Origin of the sequence: Enterococcus wangshanyuanii (assembly GCF_002197645.1) — a bacterium.
GTDB lineage: Bacteria > Bacillota > Bacilli > Lactobacillales > Enterococcaceae > Enterococcus_L > Enterococcus_L wangshanyuanii.
This window is the reverse complement of the sequence record NZ_CP021874.1, coordinates 259467-285625: the sequence shown is the minus strand read 5'-3', so window position 1 is coordinate 285625 and position 26159 is coordinate 259467. Positions and strand designations below refer to the sequence as shown.

Below are 26159 nucleotides of genomic sequence, written 5' to 3'. Positions count from 1 at the left end.
CCCTTTTGATTAGTCATAGCGAAATGACCGCCCCGATGTCCTTTACTCATCAGGACGATCACTCGATGATTCCTATTAGTTTTTTGAGACTGACTTACCCGCGAAATAATTAGTTGTTTTCACAATAAACACTTGGCAATGCAGCGTAAACTGCTGCACAACGAACCAAATCGTCTTTCCACGTTTTTTCATTAGGCGCATGTGCTTGTGCTTCGGCACCAGGTCCAAAGCCAATACAAGGAATGCCGTTACGGCCCATGATCGATACGCCATTAGTTGAGAATGTCCATTTATCAAGAAGCGGACGCGCTTTACGCATTTCAATCGTTTCTTTTGAGCCTTCACGTTCTTCCCCGTAAAGATTTCTGTGTGTTTCCATCAATGCTTTCGTTACATCATGTTCTTCTGGGATCACCCATGTTGGGAAGTAACATTCGATTGGATAAGACAAGCCTGTGTAAGATGGACGATCGTAGTCATACATTGATACGACAACATCATCGCCATATTTTTTAACTGCCGGTAATTGACGAATTTCTTCTAGACAGCTTTCCCATGTTTCGCCTGCAGTCATACGACGGTCTAATGAAACAGTACAACCATCGGCAACCGCACAACGGCTTGGAGAAGAGTGGAAAATTTGTGAAGCTGTAACGGTTCCGCGGCCTAAGAAACGTGCTTCTTTCCATTCTGGATTGTATTTTGGATCAAGCATGCGAACCAAGCCTCTGATCGCTGTACTTTCTGTGTCACCATTATTATTCAATGCACGCACATCTTGTAAAATATCTGCCATTTTATAAATCGCATTGTCTCCGCGTTCTGGTGCAGAGCCGTGACATGAAACACCTTTTACTTCAACTTTGATTTCCATACGTCCACGTTGCCCACGGTAAATTCCGCCATCTGTCGGTTCAGTCGACACAACAAATTCAGGACGAATGTTGTCTTCTTTGATGATATATTGCCAGCATAAGCCATCACAGTCTTCTTCTTGCACAGTCACTGTAACTAATGCTGTATATTTTTCAGATAATAGACCTAAGTCTTTCATGATTTTTGCACCGTAGATAGCTGAAACGATCCCGCCCTCTTGGTCAGACGTGCCGCGGCCGCCGATTTCTGAATCTGTTTCGTATCCGTCATACGGATCGAATTCCCAGTTACTCATTTCTCCGATCCCAACTGTATCCATGTGTCCGTCAAAGGCAATCAGTTTTTTGCCTGTGCCCATGTAACCTAATAAGTTTCCTTGAGGATCAACTTCGATTTTGTCAAATCCAAGTTTTTCCATCTCTGCTTTGGCACGATCCATTTTTGCGCCTTCTTCAGCACTTTCTCCCGGAATCTTTACAAGATCACGTAAAAACTTGATCATGTCTGCTCTGTAACCTTCTGCTGCTGCGTTAATTGCTTTGAAATCCATTTACCATTACCCCCATAAGATTTTTTTATAATTATCTGGATCTGTATCGCCTTCTGTTGAGAACATCAAGACAGTAGAGTTTTCATCCAGTTTCAAGACATCACGTAACTCTTTGTACTCAGGATCTTGCATAGCAGTTGCCACTAAGCCCATTGCAACAGCTCCTGATTCCCCTGAAATCACTTGAGGATCACCTTTTAATGGCGCTCCGAGCATTCTCATTCCTTTTTCTGAAACCCAATCTGGTGCTGAAACGAAAACCGACGTGTGATTTTCCAAAATATCGAATGAAATCGTATTTGGTTCACCGCAGGCAAGCCCTGCCATGATCGTTTGTAAGTCTCCTTCAACAAAACGAATCTTGCCGTCTTTTTCGATCGCCGATTTATATAAACAATCTGCCGCTTGCGCTTCGACAACGACCATTGTCGGAGGATTGTCTGGATATAAGTTTGCAAAGTAGCCAACGACTGCCCCAGCTAAACTTCCCACACCTGCTTGAACAAATACGTGTGTTGGACGTTTGTTTCCTACTTCTTCTAATTGTTTAGATGCTTCTAAAGCCATCGTTCCGTAGCCTTGCATGATCCAGGTCGGAATCTTTTCATAGCCGTCCCACGCAGTATCCTGAACCATGACACCGTTTTCAGTTTCTTCAGCCATTTTGTTCGCCATCCGAACGCACTCATCATAATTGACTTCTTCGATCGTGACTTTGGCGCCTTCTTTTTCAATGTTTTCCTTCCGTGTTTGTGTTGAACCTTTCGGCATTAGCACAACTGATTTTTGTCCTAATTTATTTGCCGCCCAGGCAACACCACGCCCGTGATTTCCATCAGTCGCTGTAAAGAATGTTGCTTGACCGAATTCATCACGCAGCTTATCAGAGGTTAAAACATCGTAGGTCAAATCAGCGACATCTTTCCCTAATTTTTCTGCAATGTAATTTGCCATCGCAAATGAACCACCAAGTACTTTGAAGGCATTCAATCCAAAGCGATAGGATTCATCTTTCACAAAGAAGTCTTTTAATCCTAAATATTCAGCCATATTTTTTACTTCAGCCAATGGCGTTTGGCTATATTGCGGAAAACTCTGATGAAAAGCTAATGCTTTTTCAATCGAATCCTTCGACATCAGTGATAAATACTGATCGTCTGTTTTAGGCATTTCATTTGCCGTCCATTTTATTTTTTCCAAAAATGTTCCCCTCCGTATTTATTATTTAAATCAACACTGGTTGATTGATTCCGTTAATTAGTTTGAGCAATCGTTCTAAAAACAAATTGACCTTTTTTCTCAGCGATCATCTGACCCTCTTCAGCAACTTTTTGCCCTCTAAGGTAGACGGAACGTGCGGCACCCTTTGTTTCAAAACCGTCATAAGGTGTATAATCAACATTTTGCAGCTGTGTGGCTGCTGAAATGACACCGTTCTTTTGCGGATCCCAAACGACGATATCTGCATCGCTGCCTTTTTGGATCACACCTTTTTGCGGATACAAAGAAAATTGTTTAGCAATATCTTCTGAAAGAAGTCCGACCATCCGCTCTAAAGAGATTCTATTTGTTGTTACTCCTTGTGTATAAATCAGCTCCGGCCTTGTCTCTACGCCAGGCATTCCATTTGGAATTTTGCTAAAATCAGCTCGCCCAATCGTTTTTTGTCCTTCAAAATTAAAGCTGCAATGATCGGTAGAAATCGTATCGATCGTCCCTTCAATAACTCCAGTCCACAAAGCTGCTTGATCTTCGACAGAACGTAATGGCGGTGAGCAAACATATTTTGCTCCTTCAAAATCCGAACTATCATATAAATGTTCATCTAAAACTAGATATTGCGGGCAAGTTTCAACGTAAACTTTTTGCCCTCGTTCACGGGCTCGACGAACCGCTTCTAAAGAACGTTTTGTGCTCAAATGCACAATATTAACTGGCAAGTCAGCTAAATCTGCAATCATCAAATAGCGTTCTACCGCTTCAGCTTCCACTGAATCGGGTCTAGTCAGTGGATGGAAATGAGGACTCAGTTTTCCTTCTGCAACAAACTTTGCGATCATCTCATTGACCATATCCCCATTTTCACAATGAATACCAAGCATGCCGTTAAATTTTCGAATTTCCTGCATGGCTTCAAAAATTTCAGCATCCTTTGTTCGTAGATTGTCGTAAGCCATATACATTTTAAAGGAAGTGATGCCAGCATCGATCATCTCTTTGATCTCTGCTTTGATTTCAGGCGTCCATTCAATGATCGACATATGATACGTATAATCACATGAACTATTTCCTTTGGCTAAATGATCCCAAGCAGCCAGGCAGTCTTTTAAGGAACTGCCTTTGCTTGGTGTGGCCATATCGATAACGGTGGTGGTTCCTTTGGCGACAGCTGCTTTACTGCCTGTGTAAAAATTATCAGCCGTCCCCATCGAACCTTTTCCGTTATTTAATTCTAAATGCGTATGTGCATCGATAAATCCCGGTAGTAAAAAACATCCTGTGACATCTTCTACCTCGGACTCACCTATTGCTAAATTTGTTCCCATTTCAATGATTGTTTCACCGTCCAGCCTGACATCCAGCTGGCGACGCTCTTTTGCGGAGACGACAACTCCGCCTTTTAAAAGAATAGACATATTTTAACCTCCATCGATTCAGAAGTTGTTTTTTGGGCAACTCATGTCTTTTACATTTGCATACAATAATCATAGCTTTCGATCATCGTATTCATTAAATCAATAATATCTTCTGGGATATCAACACCTTCTTGATCTAAGCGGATCGTTGAAACATTCCCCCACAAACGAACCATACATATTTTTTCTCTCGGATCGATCACATAGAAACCAGAGTTTGTGCTATCATTGAAATCCGCTTCTGTGTTAAATAAAGTGAACTTGTCTTTATAAGGTGCACTTGCGTATGGGCAGAAGGTCTCACAGTTGCCGCATTCATTACACATACGATCTACATGGACGATCTGTGGCTGACCTTTGACTGTTACAACGATATTAGCGCGGTTTGGACAAACATCCATACATGACTCACAGATCGTTGAACATTCCAAGCAGTTTGAGGCTTGTCCACAAAGCGCTTCATTTGGTTCAAGAATTCCGCGCTTATTGCGAACTGAAGCAACATCACTATTTAAGTTTGTTTGCTCATAATGATCGTTATGGATGTGGCAAATATTACCGGCAGCTTTTGTCGCATCTGCAATCGCTTCAACAATTGTTGCTGGACCCAAATTTGCATCACCGATCACATATACGTCTTTTAGATTTGTTTCCAGTGTTGCTTGATTTGAGACAACTTTTCCATATTGATCAGTCGTAATACCGATCGATTGGTAGAAATCAGTGTCAACTTTTTCACCAACTGCAGCAATCACTGTATCCGCCGGAACTTCTGTTAATTCGCCTGTACCAACTGGTCTACGACGACCAGAAGCATCGCGTTCACCTAAGCGCATTTTTTCACAAGTCAATAAACCGTTCTCCAACTTGATTGGTGACAATAGTTCTAAAAATTCCACACCATCTTCTAATGCGAAGTATAATTCTTCTTCATCTGCCGGCATATTTCGTTTGTCACGACGATAAACAACAGAAACCTTTTTCACTCCTGGCAGTGTAGTCGCTGCTCTTGCACAGTCCATTGCAGTATTTCCGCCGCCGACAACGACGATTTGTTCTCCATATGGATTGATTTGCGTGTTTTCACGGTTGGCTTTTAAGAACTCAAGCGAGTTGATTGCCTCTCCTGATTCCAATCTTAATTTGCCATGTTTCCAGGCACCTATCGCATAAATGACATTGGTGTAGCCTTGTGCTCTCAACTCTTCTAAGCTTGGGGCTGCTTGACCTGTTTTAAATTCGGCACCCATGAATTTTGCCATTTCAACGTCATTTTGAACAGATTTCATTGAAATTCTGAATTCTGGAACGATTTGGCTACAAACGCCGCCGATCGTATCAGCTTTTTCAAAAACAGTTACCGGCATTCCTTCACGTGCCAGTAAAAATCCAGCAGAGATTCCGGCAGGTCCGCCGCCAACTACAGCTGTTTTCGCTGCATTTTCTTTACGAATCGGTTTCGTCATTGAAGCCATTAATTCATCATAAGCATGTTCTGCCGCTTCCAGTTTAGCTTCACGAATTTTGATCGAACCTTCATAGAATTGACGAGTACATTTTGTCATACATGGATGAGCACAGATCGTTCCAGTGATAAACGGCAGTGGATTTTTATCAACGATCACTTTCAGCGCTTCTAAATAATTTCCTTCACTCACATAACGGAGATATGCTGGAATATCTTGATCGATCGGACAGCCTCCATCACTGCGGCATGGTGCGGTATAACAATTTGTCAACGGAACAGTAGTCCGTAGTTTGGGACTTTCTGGTAATTTGATCGACTTTTTATAACGTCCTTGTGATTTTGCCTTTTCAACGATTTTTCCTAGTTTCTCTAAGTTTACTCGCACATCTTTAGGGTATTCGGAGTCTCCAAGTAAATTTGCTACCTGATTCATCCGTTGGTAACCACCCGGTTTTAATAGAGTAGTTGCCATCGTGATCGGCCAAATTCCTGCATCAAAGATATCTTTGATATTAAAAATATCCGCCCCGCCAGAATAGGAGATTTGGAGTTTGCCATCGAAGGCATCTGATAATTTTTTAGCAAGAGAAATACTTAATGGGAATAACGAACGCCCGGACATATACATTTCATCGCCTGGAAGCTCATCTTCTGCGATTCCTACAGGAAATGTATTCGTGATTTTCACACCAAAGTTCAGACCTTTACTGTCAGCCAATTTTTGAAGACGTTGCAGCATCGGCACAGCATCTTCAAATTGCAGATCTTCAAGAAAATGGTGATCGTCAAAGACCATATAATCAAAACCTAAGTCGTCCATTGTTTGGCGTGTATATTCATAGCCAAGCATCGTTGGATTACATTTGATGAATGAATTCAGTCCTTTCGTTTCTAACAAATAGGTCGTGATTCGTTCAATTTCATCCGATGGACAACCATGTAATGTCGATAGTGTGATGGAACGACAAACGTTCGGACTAATGCTGTCAATGTATGCTTTATCAATATGCTTGAACTTCGGCAGATACTTATTCGCAGCTTCAATACACTCTTCCCAAATCGGTGTGCCTTGTGCATTTTGCATATCAGTGATATATTTATCAATTTTTGGAGACTGAATTCCCGCTAAATCGTATCCAACACTCATGTTAAAAATGAAGCCATCTGGATCACCTAACCCCAGCTCTTTACTCAATAATTTTAGAATGAACCAAGCCTTAACGTATTCATCATAAGCCTGCGGCACTTTTAATTCGGTGGACCACTCAACGTTATAGCATTCATCGGCGGCAGTGATACAAGGTTTACTCACAGGTAAATCTTCACCATCGATGATCTGCACGGTTTTCACTTCAAAAAAACGTGAGCCGGTTAAATAAGAAGCAATGATATTTTGCGTTAATTGTGTATGTGGACCAGCAGCTGGACCGCAGGGTGTTTCCATTTTTTCACCAAAAAGCGGAATCGTTTTAGTTGGATTTGCTTTATAAAACTTTCGTACTCCGAAAATAGTTGATTCATTTTTGTATTCATTCAAAATCCAGTTCAATAACCCATCGACCGAAATCGGATGCATGATGTCACTCATGTGTGTCACTCCTTTTAATTTTCTGCTTATTTAAGATTAGGTTGAACAAGTCCTTATTGACATTTAGCTACGTATTTGAAAGAAAAAGGCGTCTGTTCAGCCTGTTGCACTATTTAGGCGTTGATTCTATTCCAGAGGCTTTGCGCTTGGACTTGTGCATCATGCCAAATTTTTGCTTCATCAACGCCCTGAACTTCTCGATTTCTCATACGAATAGTTCCACCAATGATCGTATCTGTTACAGCTCCGCCATTCATACCGAAAAGAATATGAGAATTGTAATTGTCTTTGGTCATTGGTGTCGGGCCTTTATAATCTAAAACGATCACATCCGCCGCTGCCCCCGTCTCTAATACACCCAATTTCTTTTCAAAGTAGCGATTCGCCATTTTAGGATTATTGTTGAATAACATTTCAGGAATTTCAGCCCAAGCAGCGTTAGGATCCGCTAAATGATGCTTATGAATGATATTTCCGACTTTATAGGATTCAGTGACATCATTGGTGTAGCCATCTGTCCCAAGTCCCATTAAAATGCCATACTCATTAAACATCCGCATTGCCGGCGGACAACCAACTGCATTTCCCATATTTGACTCTGGATTTGTCACGACCATCGTCTCAGTGTCACGTAAAATTTCCATTTCATGTGGACCTATATGAATACAGTGACCTGCCATCGTTTGTTTGCCTAAAATGCCAAGATCGAAGAGACGATTGATGATCGGTTTCCCGTGTTTTTTCAATGAATCATACACATCTGCAATATCTTCTGCAATATGAATGTGATAACCCACACCTTTTGGCGTGTACGCAGCACAGTGTTCCAACGATTTATCTGATAAAGTGAACGCTGCATGCATGCCCATCATTGCTTTTTGCATATCATCATTTCTAGCAGCACTCGCCTTGATAAAATCAGCGTTCTCTTTTACTGCTGCTTTCATCTTCTCTTCACCATCTCGATCAGAAACTTCATAACATAAGCAAGTTCGCACACCTAACTCGTCTGCTGCATTTGACAGTTGTGTTAAACTACCTTCAATCGCACCATAGCTCGCATGATGATCGAAAACTGTTGTCACACCATTTTTGATACTATCTAAGTATGCGATTTTTGCACTATGATAAGAGTCATCTAAATTCAACGTCCGATCGATCCGCCACCATTGACCTTCTAGAATATCCATGAAATTCTTTGGATGATACCCATTGATACTCAATCCTCTAGCAAATGTACTATAGATGTGATTATGCATATTGATAAACCCTGGCATGATCACGCCACCTTTAGCATCTATGAATTCAGCCTTAGGAAATTCTTTACGCAAATCAGCTGTTGTACCCACCTTTTTTATTGTTTCTCCTTCAATCGCAACACAACCGTCCTCATAAAAAGCTCCTTGTCCATCTCTAGTAATCAATCGTCCATTTCCAACTAATAACATCATTGCTCCTCCTATAAATTCATTTTTTTAATTTTCCCTAAATAAGTAATCGCTTACAAAACGACTAGTTCAAATATTCACGAAAGTATAAATAGTTGGCTGTTCAAATTTTTTCTGTTATTCTAAAAGCAGATGAAAGCGTTCGCATCATTGCTTTCAGCAAACTATTTCCTCTAACTCGAGTAAATTATACCACTTAACCTAAAAAAAAACAATGCTACCTAAAAAATATTTTTTAGTTCATCTTGACCATTGTCTTGTATTATAAATTGACGCATGATATTATTACAAACAGAAACTGATAATAGACTTTCCTTTGTTGATACTAATACATAAAATCGTTCTTAGCTTCCATAAAAAGGACACGTAAATCAAAGAACTATCTTACTTATCGAGTTTTACTATTTTGAACGCATTAGAAAGGAGAACCTCATGCTTACAGATGAAAAGTTAATTTTTCTTACTCAGGTAGCCAAAGCTTTAGCAGGTCAATTTGGTGAAAACTGTGAAATCGTGATCCACAAAATCAATGAAGATAACGTAAATAATACAATTGTTTCAATTGAAAATGGACACGTTTCTTCACGTCAGCTTGGTGACGGCCCTTCTCAAGTTGTCCTTGAGGCTTTGAAGAAAGACCCTGCTGATTTAGTTGACCACATCAATTATTTGACAAGAACACATGACGGACGGATTTTAAAATCAAGTACAATTTATTTTAAAGACAAATCCGGCGGACTGGATGGAATCTTTGCAATCAATTATGATATCACCTCTTTGATTGCCGCAGAATCAACGCTGCAATCCTTGATTGCTATTGATGATAAAGAAGACACGAGTAAAGAACCTGATTACATCCCTCAAAACATCAACGAACTGTTAGATGATCTGATCGAAGAATCAGTGAAATTAGTTGGCAAACCTGTTCCGCTTATGACAAAAGATGACAAAGTAAAATGTATCCAGTTTTTAAATAACAAAGGTGCGTTTTTGGTCACAAAATCTGGTGATAAAGTGGCTAGTTTCTTTAATATTTCTAAATACACGTTATATAGTTACATTGATGCTAAATAATCGAGGCTGGTGACTGATGGATTCCTTTTTTTAAGGAACTATCAGTCACTTTTTTATGCATTGATGAAAATTCTTTATATTATAGTAAGAAAAAGCAAAAGGAATTAATTTTTTTTTTCAGTTGTGGTATTATAGATTGAGTTTATTGTTGTCTTTGGACACGAATAATTGAGACAAATTGGAGGTCACTTTATGGGAATCAGAAGCCAAGCAGCGATTTTCGCTGGAAAAACTTCTCAATGGGTATTACAAACATTTTTCAAAGGCGGCAGCAGCTATCCGGGAAAATTAGCATTAAAAATCGATCCTAAAATTTTAGATACATTGGCAAAAGATTATGAAATCATCGTTGTCACTGGAACAAACGGAAAAACATTGACAACGGCTTTGACTGTTAATATTTTAAGACAAGAATTCGATCATGTTTTAACGAATCCGACGGGTGCGAATATGGAGCAAGGGATCGTTTCAACCTTTTTATCTGCTAAAAATAAAGGAGTAAAACAAAAATTTGCTGTTCTTGAAATCGATGAAGCTAGTTTAAGTCGTGTAACCAAATATATCGAACCAAAATTATTTTTATTTACGAATATCTTCCGCGATCAAATGGACCGTTATGGCGAAATTTATACAACCTATAAACTAATTGTAGACGGTGCAGCACAAGCACCAAATGCAACGATTTTATGTAATGGAGATTCACCGATCTTCAATTCAGTTGAAACGGTCAATCCTAGAAAATATTACGGCTTCAATCATCAACCAGATAAAGAACAGATGGCGCATTATAATACAGATGGCTTACTTTGCCCAAAATGTCACCACATCTTACACTATAAAATGATCACCTATGCGAATTTAGGGAAATACTATTGTCCAAATTGCGACTTCCATCGCCCTGAATTAGATGTTCAATTAACGGAGATGGTTCGAATGGACAACGTTTCTGCTGATTTTGTTATCGATGGCGCAGAATACGGCATCGCAGTCGGCGGAATGTATAATGTGTATAACGCTTTGGCTGCTACGGCAGTTGCTGAACATTATGGGGTCGCCCCAGAAAAAATCAGAGCGGGCTTAAGCTATGATGAAAAAGTTTTTGGACGTCAAGAAATCATCGATATTGAAGGAAAACAATGTACCTTGATCTTAGTGAAGAATCCTGTTGGTATCAACCAGGTCATCGACATGATGGGACTTGCCCCGTACTCTTTTTCTCTAGTCTCATTGCTTAATGCGAATTATGCTGACGGAATCGATGTCAGCTGGATCTGGGATGGTAATCATGAAGCACTAGCTACTATGGACATTCCAGAAGTAATCGCAGGTGGTGACCGACATCAGGATATGGCGCTACGTTTAAAAGTCGCGGGTATTTCTGAAGATAAACTAAGAGAAATTCCTGCTATAGATGATGTGATCACTACGATCAAAGAGCTTCCAACCGATCATGTTTACATTTTAGCAACCTACACTGCAGTTTTACAATTGCGAAAATCTTTAGCTGCTCAAGGCTATATTCAAGGAGGAATGAATGGTGCCTAAAGAATTAGTTGTTTGTCATTTATACGGTAATTTACTGAATACCTATGGTGATAATGGAAATTTATTGATGCTGAAATACCTTTCCGAAAAAATGAATGTTACTTTTCGTTCGGAGATCGTCAGCGTTTATGAAGACTTTGATCCAAAAAAATATGATTTAGTTTTTATTGGCGGCGGTCAAGATTTTGAACAGCTGATCATCTCAGATGATATCCAGACAAAAAAAGAATCTTTAACAGAATATATCGAAAATGATGGTGTCATGTTAGCGATCTGCGGCGGCTTCCAGCTGCTTGGACATTATTATATGGGCGCTAAAGGCGAAAAAATCCACGGTATCGGTGCGTTAGACCACTATACTTTAAGTCAGGATAACAACCGCTATATTGGCGATATCATTATTCATAACGAAGAGTTCAATGAAACCTACTATGGTTTTGAAAATCATAATGGTCGGACCTTTTTAGGTAAAGGTGAGCGTCCATTGGGTAATGTCGTTCAAGGAAAAGGCAACAATAGTGAAGACGGCTCTGAGGGCGTTATTTACAAAAATGTCTTTGGCTCTTATTTCCATGGTCCAATTTTGGCTAGAAATGAAAATCTTGGTATCCGATTGATCAAAACTGCATTAGAAAAAAAATACGGAGAACCTTTTGTCATTCCTGAAGAAATGATTCTTATTTAATAACAGTCACTATAGGAATGATTCACAAAAATACATGAGTTCTCACTAAAAATAGAGCCGTAAGCGATTGTTATTAAAAAGACTGCTTATGGCTCTATTGTTGTGGGTACACTTCAATCCTTCAGTGTTCTTTCACTCAACTTGAGCCGATATATTTTACACTCCTCTATTAATCCTTTTATAACCGCCAATTCGTTTAATTCCGACTAACCTCAGTACGGTCAAAAGTAATTCCTAAGGTTAAGTATTCTCTATATGCATATAGCTCTTTTTGTCATGAAAAAGTCCCCCTTTTCCCCTCTATCCCTATGTTAAGTGATGCAGTAAAAGTCAGAATATGCTAAAGTTAAAAAAGGGAATGAGAATTATTTAAGAAAGGAACGAATTTTACTCACAGAACACTCATACATCTGTGACTGGCATTTAAATAAATCAACTGGAGGGAATAATGAAGAAGAATCTATTTTTGTGGTTAATTGGGATTGTTGTCGTTTTTACATTTGGCACAGTCAGTGCTTCATCTGAAGAGGTAGTCAATGAATCTCAAACTGCCATTGAAGAAGAGATCACTGAAACAACAACGAGTGAACAGACAACACAAAGTTCAGAAGCGACTAAAGAAACAATAGAGTTAGTAACCACCAGCTCTGAAAATATCACCGCGTCCGAACCAGAACCTGAAGCAGAAAAAGCAGCGGCGCCAATCACGCTCAATTACTCTATTTACAATGAGCAAGCAGGCTGGCAAGCGATACAAAGCAACGGAGCGATCGCCGAATTCCCAAATAGCAGAATTGAAGCTTTTAAACTAACTATCGAAGGTGCTGCTGCAGAACTAGGTACTGTCCAATACCGTGCTCATGTAGCCGATGTTGGCTGGCAAAATTTTGCTGATGCCGATAGCATTAGCGGTGTCTCTGGCAAACGGATGGAAGCTGTCCAAATTCAATTAACCGGAACGCTTAAAACAACTTATGACATTTACTATAGACTACAGGTTCAAAATTTTGGCTGGCTGGATTGGGCAGCTAATGGTCAAAATGCTGGTACAACTGGTTTTTCTTATGAGATCAAAGGAATCCAGATTCAACTAGTAGAAAAAGGTCAAACGCCTCCTGGTACAACTACGCGCCCCTTTGTTCAATACAAAAAGCCGAATATAAAGTACCAAAGTCATATTCAAGATATCGGCTGGCAAAGTGTCAAAACGAATGGTCAATTGAGCGGAACAACCGGTCAATCGAAGCGCATGGAAGCGATGAAGATCGTAACAGACAATCTTCCTGTTGCAGGCGGGATCGAATACCGCAGTCATGTTCAGGACATTGGCTGGCAAGGGTATGTTGCCAATAACGCAATGACTGGCACGATGAAGCAGTCAAAACGCATGGAAGCCTTGAGTATTCGTTTGACTGGAGAAATGTCTCAGCACTTCGACGTTTATTACCGAGTTCATGCAAAGAATTTTGGTTGGCTGGATTGGGCCAGTGGCGGACAAAATGCTGGTACAGCAAACTTCAGCTATCAATTAGAATCCATTGAAATCCAATTGGTCAAAAAAGGATCAGCTGCACCTGGCGCAGTAAAACGTCCCTTTGTTCAATACAAACAGCCTACGGTTTCTTATCAAAGTCACGTCCAAGATAAAGGCTGGCAAGCGCCAAGTACGAATGGCCAAACAAACGGCTCTATCGGTCAAAGCAAGCGTGTAGAAGCAATCAAAGTAAACGTCAGCAATGCCCCGGTATCTGGCAATATCGAATATAGGACCCATGTTCAAGACATTGGCTGGCAAACATATGTAGCAAACGATCAGTTGAGCGGAACCACAGGTCGATCGAAGCGTGTAGAAGCTTATGATGTCCGTTTGACTGGAGAATTAGCCAAACATTTTGATGTGTATTATCGAGGGCATATTGAGAATATAGGAAATTCCGGATGGAGTAAAAACAGCGGGATCGTCGGTAGTTCAGGGTTTAGTTTACGTTTAGAGGCTATCAAAATCAAGCTCGTGCGAAAAAATCAAAAAGCTCCAACCCTTTCTAAAAGCTTTTGGGAAAATAAAGCAGCAGAATTGAATGTACCGTTTATCAACCAATACGCTTCAAATGCCCCCATGGGGTGTGAAGCCGCCTCTTTATTACAAGCTCTCAAAACATTAGGCTATGCTAAAACCTATACCTTATCAGCATTTCTTAACGAAATGCCGATCTCATACAATAATGACCCCAATAACGGATTTGCTGGAAATCCGTATATAATTATGACAAATGGGGTTTACCAATCGATTTTTGCACAACCATTAGCAAATTGGGGCAAAAAATATGGTAACGTACAAAATATTTCAGGCAGCTCCGCTTCTGATTTGAAATTGCAGCTAACCTTAGGACATCCGATCGTTGTGTATGTCACTTATAATTTTGAATCACCAACTTACGGTTACTATTTTTGGGGCAAAGGAGTAGATAACGCCCATATCATGACCTTAGCAGGCTATAACAGCAAAACCAAGAAATATTTAGTTTCAGATCCAGCTAAAGGAAAATATTGGGTCGACTATGCTGTTTTTGAGAAAGCGTATAACCTTACTAAAGGAGCCGTCGTTGTTCGATAACATGCAAAACAACTAGTTAGAAAAGAGGATGGGACAGAAGTGTTCAACTCCAAGAACCAAGTAGGTACTGTGCAACATCAACTCATTCTTCGTTGTGTTTTACAGCAATAAGAAGGAATTCACGAAAATTGTTCTTCAGATTTTTGTGACCAAGTAGGTACTGTGCGACATCAACTCGTTCCTCGTTGTGTTTTACAGCAATTTCAGCTTATTTCCAAAGGAGTTACTTCTGCTTCCACCGTTTATCCGTTTTAAAGAGGACTAGGTCGTAACTCGTAGAGTTAAGTCCCAGTCCCCTTTCTATCTTTCGCTCAAATAAGCCACATATTCTAATGATTCAAACATTTCTAAATAGTCCCAATATGTCTACGCATTCTCGCCAGGCTCAGATGCAATGATCGTCACGTCACCTTCAATACGCCATTTTTTTATATCACTTGGTAGAATAAAACTGCTGCCTTTTTTCAACTCATAGCTTTCAGCTTTCATTCCAGCTTCATTTTCGACGACCAAGTTTCCCGCACCATCGATGACTGTAGCCAACGTATATGGCGCATTTTTCGTTAACTTCAAGATATCTTTGACTTGCCATTCATAGACATTGAAAAATGCTGTCTTCAAATAAGTAACGATGCTTGATTGTCCTTGATTTTGTTGCTGAATCGTTAATTGCGCATCCTTTGCGGGAACGGTCGTCACATCAACTGATTGCTGGATGTGTAATTCACGCGTTTGCCCTTGATCATCTTTTCGATCATAGTCGTACACTCGATAGGTCGTATCACTACTTTGTTGTGTTTCTAAAATCATGATACCTTTGCCGATCGCATGGATCGTGCCGCTTGGTACGTAGAAAAAGTCGCCTTTTTTTACAGGAACTTTTCTCAATAAATCATCCCAACGTCCTTCTTTGATCATCACTTCAAGTTCCTCACGCGTCTTCGCATTATGACCATAAATAATCGTTGAACCCGGTTCCGCATCAATAATATACCAGCATTCTGTTTTCCCTAATTCTCCTTCGTGAGCTAAACCATAGGCATCATCTGGATGGACTTGTACTGATAACTCATCCTCTGCATCCAAAATCTTTGTCAGTAAAGGAAACACATCTCCTTTGGCATTGCCGAATAACTCACGGTGATTTGCCCAAAGCTCATCCAATTTCTGCCCGGCAAATTCACCATTTTCCACAACACTTACGCCATGAGGATGAGCACTGATTGCCCAATCTTCACCAATCTTGTTACTAGGTAGATCAAATCCGAATACAGTATGTAAACGATCGCCACCCCAAATTTTTTCTTGAAACACAGGTGTTAGAAATAAAGGTTGCTGCATTGTTAGAGACTCCTTCCATTTTTGCTCGAATTTATTATACCACTAAAAAGAAAGCGATTCATCTTTGCTTGTTATTTTTCTTTTAAATACACCTGAATCAGCTCATCACGCTTTTGAATATAGTCTGCTCTTCGATCGATCGGATGAACACGATTTGAAAGAAAAATAAATGCTTCTTTTTTCGGGACATCAATCAGTAAAAAAGTCCCCGTATATCCTGTATGGAATAATAATGGACGGCTTTCTCTATCATCCAATAAATCCCACCCAAGTGAACGGTGTCCTATTTTATCTGGTGTTTGATCCGATAAAAGCGATTCGATCGTTTCTTTTTTCAAAAACTGTATCGGTTGTGACACACCATCATTCAGGTACATTTTAACAAATTTTTTTAAATCAATTAAGTTGGAAAAGAGTCCTGCATTTCCGGCATGTTCAGCTAGAACCAACGCTTTTGGATCATGCGTCTGCCCACGAATGAGTCCTCTAATTGGATGATTTTCAGTAGGAACGGTTTTCAAAGGCTCTTTTGGTAAAAAACAACTTTCATTCATACCCAGAGGTTCTAGAACCCGTTCTTTAAAAATGACAATAGCATCCTGCCCTAACATGTTTTCCAACATGAAACCTAAGAGAATCGTTCCCGTATCTGTGTAGGCTACTTTTTTTCCTAGCAAATCACCAGATCGAACATGATAGTATGCTTCCCGCAGTTCTTCTTTGGATAATCGATCACGGTTTTCAATGTAGCTTTGGATATCTGATGTATGGGTCAATAAATGCCGAATCGTTATTTTTTCGTCATCAAAAGCTGGCAAATATTTATTCAACGGCTGATCCAGATCAATCAAGCCAGCTTCCAGTAGCTGAAGAACAACCGTTGTTGTACAAACGACTTTCGTCAAAGAAGCCACGTCAAAAAGCAGTGAAGGGGTAAGCGGCTCTGTACTTGGAATAACTTGAGCATTGCCCCATGTATAGTCTTCACTGCAGTCTTTTAAGATGAATGAAAAGCTCACGCCCGAAAACGTTTCTTCATCCATGAGCTGATTGATTTTTTCTTTTGTTTTATCGTACATTTTATTTTTTCCTCTTAGTTTCTTACAAACCACCATTCAATATGGCTTGGATCATAGATAGTCAATATCTTTCGTTTATTATCGATAAAAAATTCTTGATTTTCTTTTTCCAAATGTCCTTTCAAGCGAATCATTTCCTCTTCATGATCGACATTCAGCACAAAAAAATCAATTCCTAAAGTTTCTTTTTCATTTCTTTGCTCGTTCAAATCTTCTGAATGCTCCAAATGAATAAAAAAGTTATGATCATTGATCGCTAATGTATTCTCGCTATTCGATTTAGGCACCATTCCTAAAATTTCTTGATAAAAATGATAATGCTCTACCCTATCATCGACATATAACTTCACTTGATCCAATCTGACTTCTGGAGACAGATTCGTATATAATACTTTGCTAGACTTGATCAAACGCTGAATATCCAGTTCCTGAGATTCCGTTCTCGTTAGCCCAGTTTCATCATTATAAGTAATTGCAATGTCATTACCTTCCGGATCGCTTAAAAAAACACTTTTCCGACCGTCTTTTTGAATTGCACGTGTGATCGGATAATCATGAACGGTGATTCGTCTCAAAAGACCGCTAAATTCTTCTAACGTTGGAATCAACAAAGAAAAACAAATAGAACTCTTAGTTCGTTCCACCTGCTCGGATTCTGCTTCTTCTAATATCAGTAATCGGCTATCTCTTTTTTGAGAACCAAAAATAGACAAATTATTTTCTTCTAATTTCAACACAAAACCCAACACATTCTTATAAAAGCTGACCATCGTTTCTACATCTTTTATTCGAATTGCAACCGTTTCTACATAGACATCTTTCGATAGTTTAAATTTCTCCATTCGACTTCCCCCTCCGAATGTCTCCTAGAGTTTATTTTATACGTGTCTCCAGATTTCAGCAAGCAAACGTACTTATTGAGAAGGAGGAACAAGAAGTGCTTAAGGAACTGAACGATTCATTTTATACTAATATCTATAATTTGCTTTAATGTATTCACAACGTGTTCAAACGGCTGATTTGCATCAATAATGAAGTGTGGAGAATATCGAATGATTTTTTCTTTATTTTGTATCTCTTGATCATACAAAGCAGAACGCTCCTTGATGATCTCAGGAAGCTCTCCTCTTTCCTGCAGTCTTGCGATTACATTTTCTTTAGATACATCTAAAAAAATCGGAATCACCATCGGTTTAAACAACGCTTCAATTGCTTGAAATCCTTGAAAGGTCAAAACATCATAGGCATAATGTTCCGTTGTTTTCCGCAACAACTCATCAATTCCCACTCCATATTTTTGTTCATTATACGTATCGTACTCTGCTAACGCCTTTGATTCAATCAATTGTTGGAAATGTTGTTGTGTTTCAAAATAGTAATCAGTTCCCTCTTGTTCTCCTGTCCTCTTTGGTCGAGTCGTATGGGAAATCACTTTGTATTCTTTTGGAAATACAGCTTCTGCAACTTTTGTCTTTCCAGAGCCGCTTGGTCCAATAATAATAAAAAATAAATGGTGTAACGAAGGTCTTGTCATCGCTTTTCCTCCTTTGAAAACTTAGCACAACTATACAATAGCTGAACGATCGCTTCAACTAAAAAAACAGCTGACTATAACTTTAAACGTTACAGTTCAGCTGCAAAAATACTATTTTAGATCCTGACCATTTGTTTCAATGACTTTTTTATACCAGTTGAACGATTTTTTCTCATAGCGATTCAATGTTCCTTCGCCATTATCATCCAAATCTACATAAATAAAGCCATAACGTTTGCTCATTTCACCTGTTGATGCACTAACAAGATCAATACAGCCCCAAGGAGTGTAGCCCATTAGATCAACACCATCTTTGATTGCATCAGACATTGCTTCAATATGGCGACGTAGATAGTCGATACGATAATCATCTTCTACATAGAAATTCTCGTCAACTTGATCAATTGCTCCTAAGCCATTTTCAACGATGAATAACGGTTTTTGGTAGCGATCATACAATTCGTTCAACGCAATTCTCAACCCTTCAGGATCGATCTGCCAGCCCCATTCACTTGCTTCTAAAAATGGATTCCGCACACCACCTAGTAAGTTTCCAATAACGGTATCTTCTTCTTCAGCTGTTTCATTGACTGCTGAGGACATGTAGTAGCTAAAACCAATATAGTCTACTGCGTATTTTTTCATCAATTCTAAATCATCGGCTCCGATTTCTAAGTCAGAAACGCCGTATTTTTCAAACATGCGTTGTTGGTACGCTGGATATTCACCACGCACTTGTGCATCTGTACAATAGAAGTTGAATTCTTGATTTTGTTCCAGTGTTGCCATTTGATTGACTGGATTGGCATCGATACTGTAGGTTGTTGCATAAATGATCATGCAGCCGATTTGCATATCCGGATTGATTTCGTGTCCGATTTTCACGGCTTTAGCACTTGCCACAAATTGATTGTGCCATGCTTGGAAAATATTTTGATAATCACCTGCTCCAGTCGCTTTGACCATTCCTTGGCTAAGTGCCGGGAAATGAAAAGCTGAATTGATTTCATTGAAAGTCATCCAGTATTTTACTTTTTTACCATAACGATTCAAGACAACTGTTGCATATGTTTCAAAGAAATCGATCAACTTACGGTTTTTCCACCCGCCATATTCCTTCGCTAAATGCAAAGGCATTTCGTAATGAGAAATCGTTATCACAGGCTCAATTCCATGTTTCAAACATTCTTCGATCACTTGATCATAAAACTTTAAGCCTGCCTCATTTGGAGTAGACTCGTCACCCTTAGGAAAAATTCTCGCCCAAGCGATAGAAAAGCGATAACATTTGAATCCCATTTTCGCAAATAAGGCAATATCTTCTTTATAGCGATGATAATGATCGATCCCACGATGATTTGGGTAAATATATTTATCCTCATCGATCTCCCAATTAAACGTATCACTGCCTAACACTTGAAAGCGTTGCTTGCCGCCAGGCATCGCATCAGCCACAGACAACCCTTTACCATCTGAAAGATAAGCACCTTCTAATTGGTTAGCTGCAGTTGCCCCACCCCATAAAAATCCTTTTGGAAATGCAGTAGTTTTGATTGACATACGATTTTCCTCCTTTAATTTTTAAAAGCGTAATCAGTCCTTTAGCCTTGATAGAAAAGAGGAAAAATCAACTAGGCTCTTTTGACCTTACTCTATTTTTCCTTTTTTCCGAAAGGCTTTCATGTGTATCTAGATAAAATGAATGATTCTACTTTTTGTCACATGACAATTATACCTTTTTTTCATAATACTGACTCAAAAATACTTAAGAAATTGTTTAACGAACAACCGCTAAGAAGTCTTCACCGTGAAGGACTTCGGCTTGGTCCATATCTAGGACATCAAGAAAATCTGCGCTATTTGTCACGACGATCGGTGTCACCACTGGATGTCCTGCTGCTTTGATTTTATCGATATCAAATTTGATCAATAAATCGCCTTGTTTCACTTGATCGCCTTGCTTGGCAAGAATTTCAAAGCCATCGCCATCCATCTCAACAGTATCCATACCGATATGCATCAACACTTCTGCACCATCGACTGTAGTAATACCGACAGCATGTCCTGTAGGGAATAATGTTGTGATCTCACCATCTGCTGGAGCATAAAGCTCACCTAAAGTCGGTTCAACAGCGATTCCTTTGCCTAAGGCGCCAGATGAAAAGACTTGATCTTCTACTTTATCCAATGGAACGATCGTTCCAGTTAATGGACTTGATAAAACAATTTTATCTCCCTTTGATGCTTCTTCCTTTTCTTTTGTTGTTTCTATGCCAGTCGCTTCTACTTTGTCATCAAATCTCAAGATAAATGTTAGAATAAAAGCAACTACAAAGGCGATTGCCGTTCCGATGATCGCAGCGATCATGCCTGAAGTATCTTTCGTTTCTTGCGGGATAAATCCTGGTAAACTCAAGAGGCTGATCAAACCAAATACATAGTTTTGAACATGACTGAAACCAATATACGCACCACCGATCGCGCCACCAATACAAGCCGCGATAAACGGTTTTTTCAAAGGAAGCGTTACACCATATACTGTCGGTTCAGTGATCCCGAAAACAGAAGTCATTGCAGAAGACAACGCTAACCCTTTTAATTTCACATTTTTTGTAATAAAGAAGACGGCTAACGCTGCTCCACCTTGTGCTAAAACAGCTGGTAAAAGCATTGGCGCCATTGTATCAACACCACCACCTGCTTCTGATAGGTTCAGCATCATGATCGGCACAAAGCCCCAGTGCATCCCAAACATTACGAAGACTTGCCATAAACCACCCATCACAGCCCCTGCAATAATTGGGCTGAAGCCATAAATACCATTGTAGCCTTTACCTAATAGATCACCTAAGATTGTACCGATTGGACCAATTGCGATAAATGTCACTGGTGCCATTACCAAGAAAACTGCTAATGGAACACAAATGATTTGCAAGAATGACGGAATAACTTTTTTGAAAAAGCGTTCAACATAGCTTTGTACAAAAACAGCCAAAATAATTGGAATAACTGACGATGTATACGCACTTGCGCCAATAATTACAGGAATTCCGGCAAAACTTAGCGTATTACCTGCTAAGGCTGAAATACTTGGATGAACAAGCGCCATTGCTAAACAGACTGCCAAAAATTCATTCGTCTTAAATTTCTTCGCTGCTGTAAATGCTAAAAGAATCGGTAAGAAGGTAAAAATACCATCAGCGATTGAAAAGAGTACCACATAAACACCAGACTCTACAGTTAGCCAATTCAATGTTACAGCTAAAGTTAAGAATCCTTTTAAAACCCCAGCTCCAGCCATTGCTCCCAAGAAAGGAGTAAAGATCGATGAAATAATGTCGATCAATTGATTAAAGATATTTCCTTTTGGCCCTTCATCTTTCGTTTCACTATTGTCACCTAATCCACTGTGAGCCATCAATTCTTTATAAACATCACTCACGTGGCTGCCGATAACAACTTGATATTGTCCTCCGCTTCTAACAACTTGAATGACATCTGGATCTTCATTCAATTTATCTGTTGCTGCTTTTTCCTCATCTTTCAACTTAAAACGTAAACGAGTTGCACAGTGTACAACACTATTCACATTCTCTTCTCCGCCAACCATGGATAACACGCGTTCAGCGATTTCTTGATTTTTACTCATAATTTTTTCTCCTTTTCCTATTTTTCAGGCGTAGTATTCTTTCTCATTAAATAAAAAGAATACAGTCCATATTTTTGATTTTTTTATATAAAAAAACCTAAACTGAAAAAACAATACTCGCCTACACATAAAGAAAATACGTATAGATGAATCGTTTGTTTTTTCAATCTAGGTTTTGCCTGCTAATTCAGTAACAATCCGCTATGATTGAATGTCATTGATGAAACTACTTTTTATCTCCAACCACTCGTTGGATATGTATGGTTAGATAAATTTGTTCAGCCTTATCGATCGGCTTTTGGTATGTCTTAACTAGGTAATCATTGATTCTTTGTACCGATTGAAAAGCTTTCGGATACTTGCTTTGAATCAATTCATAGAGAAAATCATCTTCTTCATCGTGTGCTTCATTTTGCAAGTAACGTTGTGCAAAATATTGCAGATGTGTCACGATTCGTTGATAATTCAAGGAATCTTCGTCAAATGGTTTCCCAAAGTAACGACTGATGATCGTTAGGATATCCCGTACCATCTCGGTTGCTGACATGGTCACTTCCATATTCCCGTTCGCTTGTTCACTGTTGACAATGTGAAAAGCAATAAAGCCTGCTTCACTCTCAGAAAAATCAACAGCCAATTTTTCTTTGATCAACTCTACACCCTTTTTAGCGATCGCAAACTCTTTAGGATAAAACTTTTTAGTTTCAAACATCAACGGATTGGGCATCTCCAATCCCTCTTTTGCCCGCATTATTGCATAGTGAATGTGATCCGTTAGGGTTAAGTAGATATTTGAAGAGAGCTCAATACCCAAATCTGCTTCAGCCATATCAACGATCTTTTTAACGACCTCAACTTCCTCCATAGGAATATCTGCAAATAATTGCTGAAATTGACCTGAGGTAACAGAATCCTTTAAAACAAACTCTTTTTCAATAAATGTTGGATCGATCAAGTCACCGACTTTTTTTTGAAACGCTAATCCACGGCCCATACAGACAATTTCTTCACCTGATTCATTTTTTGTCATAACGACATTGTTGTTTAAAATTTTTTCAATATACATGATGAACCTCACTTTTACAAATACAAATGAAAAAAACCTAGAATCCGCCCACTACTACAAACTTATGGAAGATTCTGGTTTTGCCTGCCGAACAGTAACAATCCTTATTGCATGCTTAGCATACCATTATTTTAAAACAGATGCAACCCTTTTCAAAAAAGGAATTTAGAATTTTTTTAGAAACGAATAAAAGAATGTAATAAGCTGTCTCAAAATAAGAAAATCACGATCTATTTAACGATCACTTTTGCTTACGTTTAAGAAAAACACATTTATACATCTGAAATGATCATTCAAAATAGTAAGGTTTATTGCATTTTATCAATCTCTGTCTTTCTTTCAAAAATTATATACAAATAATTTTTATGTAATTTTCGCAAAATCATTGATTTTCTTACTTTTTATTAGTAAAATAAGTCTTGTTTACAAATAAAGATACTTCGGTATTTAAAGGAGATTTTATATGTCAAAATTATTAGTCGTTAAAGCTCACCCACTTACAAAAGAAGAATCACGTTCCGTTCGTGCGTTAGAAACATTTTTAGAAAGCTATAAATCAGAAAATCCAGCGGATGAAATCGATGTTCTTGATGTTTATGCTGATTATGTTCCTGAAATCGATGAAGAATTATTATCTGGCTGGGGTGCATTACGCACAGGTACAGAATTTACTTCATTAAACGAAAGCCAACAATCAAAAGTAGCACGCTTCAACGAGTTGACTGATCAATTCTTAGCTGCTGATAAAGTTGTTATTGCAAATGCCTTATGGAACTTAAACGTACCTACTCGTTTGAAAGCATGGGTCGATACGATCAACGTTGCCGGCAAAACATTCAAATATACAGAAGAAGGACCAAAACCTTTAACTGAAGGTAAAAAAGCTCTACACATCCAATCAAATGGCGGCTTTTATGAAGGACAAGATTTTGCTTCACAATATGTGAAGGGTATCCTAAACTTCATTGGTGTTTCTCAAGTGGATCAACTATTTATCGAAGGAATCGATCATTTCCCAGATAGAGCAGAAGAATTATTAGACACAGCGATGAATCAAGCAACAACTTTAGGAAAAACGTTTTAATATAAAAGAAGCTGAAACAGATAAAAAATCTGTTTCAGCTTCTTTTATTCTTCTTGATTCTGCACTTCTTCCTCATGATACAAACTTGATACATCTTTATACCATTCAAAAATATGCGTAATAATAACTTTAGCCGCCGCATATACTGGAATCCCCAGAATCACACCAACTACTCCAAAAAGCTTTCCAGAAGTCAATAACACCACTAAAATCGTTACTGGATGAATATCCAGCTGACTACCTAAAACAAGCGGTGAAATCACACGGCCCTCGATCGTTTGTTCAATAACAAAAACGACCAAAACTTTTACTAATAGAATAGGACCACCTACGATCCCTAAAAATATAGCTGGAATCATTGCTAAAAATGAACCAAGATATGGAATCAAATTCAAAAATCCAGCTGTGATCCCTAACGTGATCGCATAATCAAGTCCGATGACTGAAAACCCTATAATGAACATCACCGCAACTGCGAAAGCAACCGTCAACTGTCCGCGAATATATGATGACACTTGTTCGTTGACTTCACTCAAAACCTTCAATGTTGGTTTACGCATTTTATTCGGTAAAAATTTCATAAGATATGGGGCCAGTTGCTTCCCATCTTTTAGAAGATAGAACAAGATAAACGGCATGGTAACAATTGCCACAAAAACAGTCGCTACAGCACCAACAAAACTTCCTAATCCTTGAACGGTAAATGTAGAAATATTACGGATCACATCGCCTAACGAATTAGTCAGTTTGTCGCCCATATCCTCTAACTGTGTACGGAATTGTGCGAAAAGCGGATCACTTAAAATTTCCTGCATCTTTTTATCGATCGTTTCGATATATTGGGGGAAATGATTCCCAAAGCTAATGGTTTGCTCTTGGATTTTCGGTACAATCACGACCAATCCCCAGATGATCAACGCAACAACAATAATGAACAAACCAATAATGCTCCAAATTCTTGGTACCTGTTTTTTTTCTAAAAAATCAACTACCGGATTCATTAGATAATACAGGATGCCCGCCATGATCAGCGGCAACCCGACGACACCAATAAACTGCCAAACAGGTGTAAAAAGATACGAGACTTTGGTAAAAACTAAAATAATCAATAAAATCAATAGCACGATCAATAACGCAGTAACGACCTGATTATTCAAAAACCAGCGCCAAAACCACGAAAGACGCTTTTCTTTTTCCTTTTCATTTTTCATTCAATCACACTCCTGAAGAGACATATTCAATTGTTGTCCCGATCTGAATCTTCGGAAGTATTGTTGGAGAAAGATATAGACCATTAACGATCGGATCTTCCTCAGGAACATCTACGAAAACTAACGTAACATGGGCGATGCTATTCAAATTACTATTTGCAAACGAACCTACATAACGAATGGTGTACTCCTGTTCGTCAATTTTTAGCAGGTCTCCTTGTTTCAGTTTCAATGATTGTACATCCTGGAATTTTTGAATCACGGAGTATTCCTTCAGTCCTTCTGTGGCACTTTCACCAAACAGAATGATCATCGGTTCTTTCTCATCTAATGCTTTTGCACCAATTTCGGTAACTACAGCTTTCATCACATAATCGCTCCTTCAATCATTATTCACTTTTAATTATAACATAGAACATTTTTTCTCCATCACTATTTTGAATTAAAATAGATTTCTATTCTTCGCTATAACTTTTACTTGTAATCAAAAAATCACCACAAACAAATAAGCTGTCTGTGATGATTCAGTATCAAGATTTAAAAAAGTCTAGAATATGAGCCCAAATCTCTTCTTTGAACACATCTTTTGGATTTCCTCCGCCGATCACACCGTAACCGATCATCGTACCGGCAACAAATAGAATGATCACTAAAGAAATCACGACTAGGACTTTCAACAAAGTCACTATAATATAGCGTGTCGAACTCATA

At 38.9% G+C, this 26159-nt stretch carries 20 protein-coding genes; 5 read left to right on the top strand and 15 right to left on the bottom strand.

Annotation, left to right across the window (positions count from 1 at the left end; all coding sequences use genetic code 11):
* Nucleotides 1-109 precede the first annotated feature (109 nt).
* From CC204_RS01330 to ssnA, 5 genes are all read right to left on the bottom strand, one after another.
* Complete coding sequence (locus CC204_RS01330) at nucleotides 110-1426, bottom strand: YgeY family selenium metabolism-linked hydrolase (protein ID WP_088268459.1); 1317 nt, start codon at nucleotides 1424-1426, stop codon at nucleotides 110-112.
* Between the two features lie 6 nt (nucleotides 1427-1432).
* Entirely contained in the window at nucleotides 1433-2626 is a 1194-nt protein-coding gene (dpaL, locus tag CC204_RS01325; protein WP_088268458.1) for a diaminopropionate ammonia-lyase, read from the bottom strand.
* Nucleotides 2627-2679: 53 nt separating this feature from the next.
* The gene (hydA, locus tag CC204_RS01320; protein ID WP_088268457.1) at nucleotides 2680-4062 is read right to left on the bottom strand and encodes a dihydropyrimidinase; all 1383 of its coding nucleotides are present in this window, start codon (nucleotides 4060-4062) and stop codon (nucleotides 2680-2682) included.
* A 50-nt stretch (nucleotides 4063-4112) separates the two neighbouring features.
* Nucleotides 4113-7118, bottom strand: a complete 3006-nt coding sequence (ygfK, locus tag CC204_RS01315; protein WP_088268456.1) for a putative selenate reductase subunit YgfK — start codon at nucleotides 7116-7118, stop codon at nucleotides 4113-4115.
* 113 nt (nucleotides 7119-7231) lie between these two features.
* Complete coding sequence (gene ssnA / locus CC204_RS01310) at nucleotides 7232-8566, bottom strand: putative aminohydrolase SsnA (protein WP_088268455.1); 1335 nt, start codon at nucleotides 8564-8566, stop codon at nucleotides 7232-7234.
* Nucleotides 8567-8998: 432 nt separating this feature from the next.
* Between ssnA and CC204_RS01305 the strand changes: the two genes are divergently transcribed.
* From CC204_RS01305 to CC204_RS01290, 4 genes are all read left to right on the top strand, one after another.
* Nucleotides 8999-9640 carry a helix-turn-helix transcriptional regulator gene (locus CC204_RS01305; RefSeq protein WP_088268454.1) on the top strand — a complete coding sequence of 214 codons (642 nt, stop codon included), beginning with the start codon at nucleotides 8999-9001 and terminating at the stop codon, nucleotides 9638-9640.
* A gap of 192 nt (nucleotides 9641-9832) precedes the next feature.
* Nucleotides 9833-11185, top strand: coding sequence for a Mur ligase family protein (locus CC204_RS01300; protein WP_088268453.1), 1353 nt, complete (start codon nucleotides 9833-9835; stop codon nucleotides 11183-11185).
* Nucleotides 11175-11870: a type 1 glutamine amidotransferase gene (locus CC204_RS01295; RefSeq protein ID WP_088268452.1), complete on the top strand. Its 696-nt coding sequence runs from the start codon at nucleotides 11175-11177 to the stop codon at nucleotides 11868-11870. Before CC204_RS01300 ends, CC204_RS01295 begins: the two co-directional genes overlap by 11 nt.
* Nucleotides 11871-12318: 448 nt before the next feature.
* On the top strand, nucleotides 12319-14484 hold the full coding sequence (locus CC204_RS01290; RefSeq protein ID WP_088268451.1) for a C39 family peptidase: 2166 nt from the start codon (nucleotides 12319-12321) through the stop codon (nucleotides 14482-14484).
* A 366-nt stretch (nucleotides 14485-14850) separates the two neighbouring features.
* Here CC204_RS01290 and manA read toward each other — a convergent pair whose 3' ends face one another.
* From manA to licT, 7 genes are all read right to left on the bottom strand, one after another.
* Entirely contained in the window at nucleotides 14851-15825 is a 975-nt protein-coding gene (gene manA / locus CC204_RS01285) for a mannose-6-phosphate isomerase, class I (RefSeq protein ID WP_088268450.1), read from the bottom strand.
* Between the two features lie 71 nt (nucleotides 15826-15896).
* The gene (locus CC204_RS01280) at nucleotides 15897-16904 is read right to left on the bottom strand and encodes a serine hydrolase domain-containing protein (protein WP_088268449.1); all 1008 of its coding nucleotides are present in this window, start codon (nucleotides 16902-16904) and stop codon (nucleotides 15897-15899) included.
* 14 nt (nucleotides 16905-16918) lie between these two features.
* Nucleotides 16919-17746, bottom strand: coding sequence for a VOC family protein (locus CC204_RS01275; protein ID WP_088268448.1), 828 nt, complete (start codon nucleotides 17744-17746; stop codon nucleotides 16919-16921).
* A 116-nt stretch (nucleotides 17747-17862) separates the two neighbouring features.
* Nucleotides 17863-18438: a guanylate kinase gene (locus CC204_RS01270; RefSeq protein ID WP_088268447.1), complete on the bottom strand. Its 576-nt coding sequence runs from the start codon at nucleotides 18436-18438 to the stop codon at nucleotides 17863-17865.
* Between the two features lie 111 nt (nucleotides 18439-18549).
* On the bottom strand, nucleotides 18550-19998 hold the full coding sequence (locus CC204_RS01265) for a glycoside hydrolase family 1 protein (RefSeq protein ID WP_088268446.1): 1449 nt from the start codon (nucleotides 19996-19998) through the stop codon (nucleotides 18550-18552).
* Between the two features lie 217 nt (nucleotides 19999-20215).
* Nucleotides 20216-22087, bottom strand: coding sequence for a beta-glucoside-specific PTS transporter subunit IIABC (locus CC204_RS01260; protein WP_088268445.1), 1872 nt, complete (start codon nucleotides 22085-22087; stop codon nucleotides 20216-20218).
* Between the two features lie 226 nt (nucleotides 22088-22313).
* A complete protein-coding gene (gene licT / locus CC204_RS01255) occupies nucleotides 22314-23153 on the bottom strand; it encodes a BglG family transcription antiterminator LicT (RefSeq protein WP_087639755.1) in 840 nt (279 codons plus the stop codon).
* Nucleotides 23154-23616: 463 nt separating this feature from the next.
* On the opposite strand from licT, the gene CC204_RS01250 reads away from it, so the two are divergent.
* Nucleotides 23617-24237 carry an FMN-dependent NADH-azoreductase gene (locus tag CC204_RS01250; RefSeq protein WP_088268444.1) on the top strand — a complete coding sequence of 207 codons (621 nt, stop codon included), beginning with the start codon at nucleotides 23617-23619 and terminating at the stop codon, nucleotides 24235-24237.
* Between the two features lie 44 nt (nucleotides 24238-24281).
* On the opposite strand, the gene CC204_RS01245 is transcribed toward CC204_RS01250, so the two are convergent.
* From CC204_RS01245 to CC204_RS01235, 3 genes are all read right to left on the bottom strand, one after another.
* Nucleotides 24282-25448, bottom strand: a complete 1167-nt coding sequence (locus CC204_RS01245; protein WP_088268443.1) for an AI-2E family transporter — start codon at nucleotides 25446-25448, stop codon at nucleotides 24282-24284.
* Nucleotides 25449-25452: 4 nt separating this feature from the next.
* Nucleotides 25453-25815: a PTS glucitol/sorbitol transporter subunit IIA gene (locus tag CC204_RS01240; protein WP_088268442.1), complete on the bottom strand. Its 363-nt coding sequence runs from the start codon at nucleotides 25813-25815 to the stop codon at nucleotides 25453-25455.
* Nucleotides 25816-25978: 163 nt separating this feature from the next.
* Complete coding sequence (locus CC204_RS01235) at nucleotides 25979-26158, bottom strand: DNA-directed RNA polymerase subunit beta (protein WP_087639751.1); 180 nt, start codon at nucleotides 26156-26158, stop codon at nucleotides 25979-25981.
* Nucleotide 26159 lies beyond the last annotated feature (1 nt).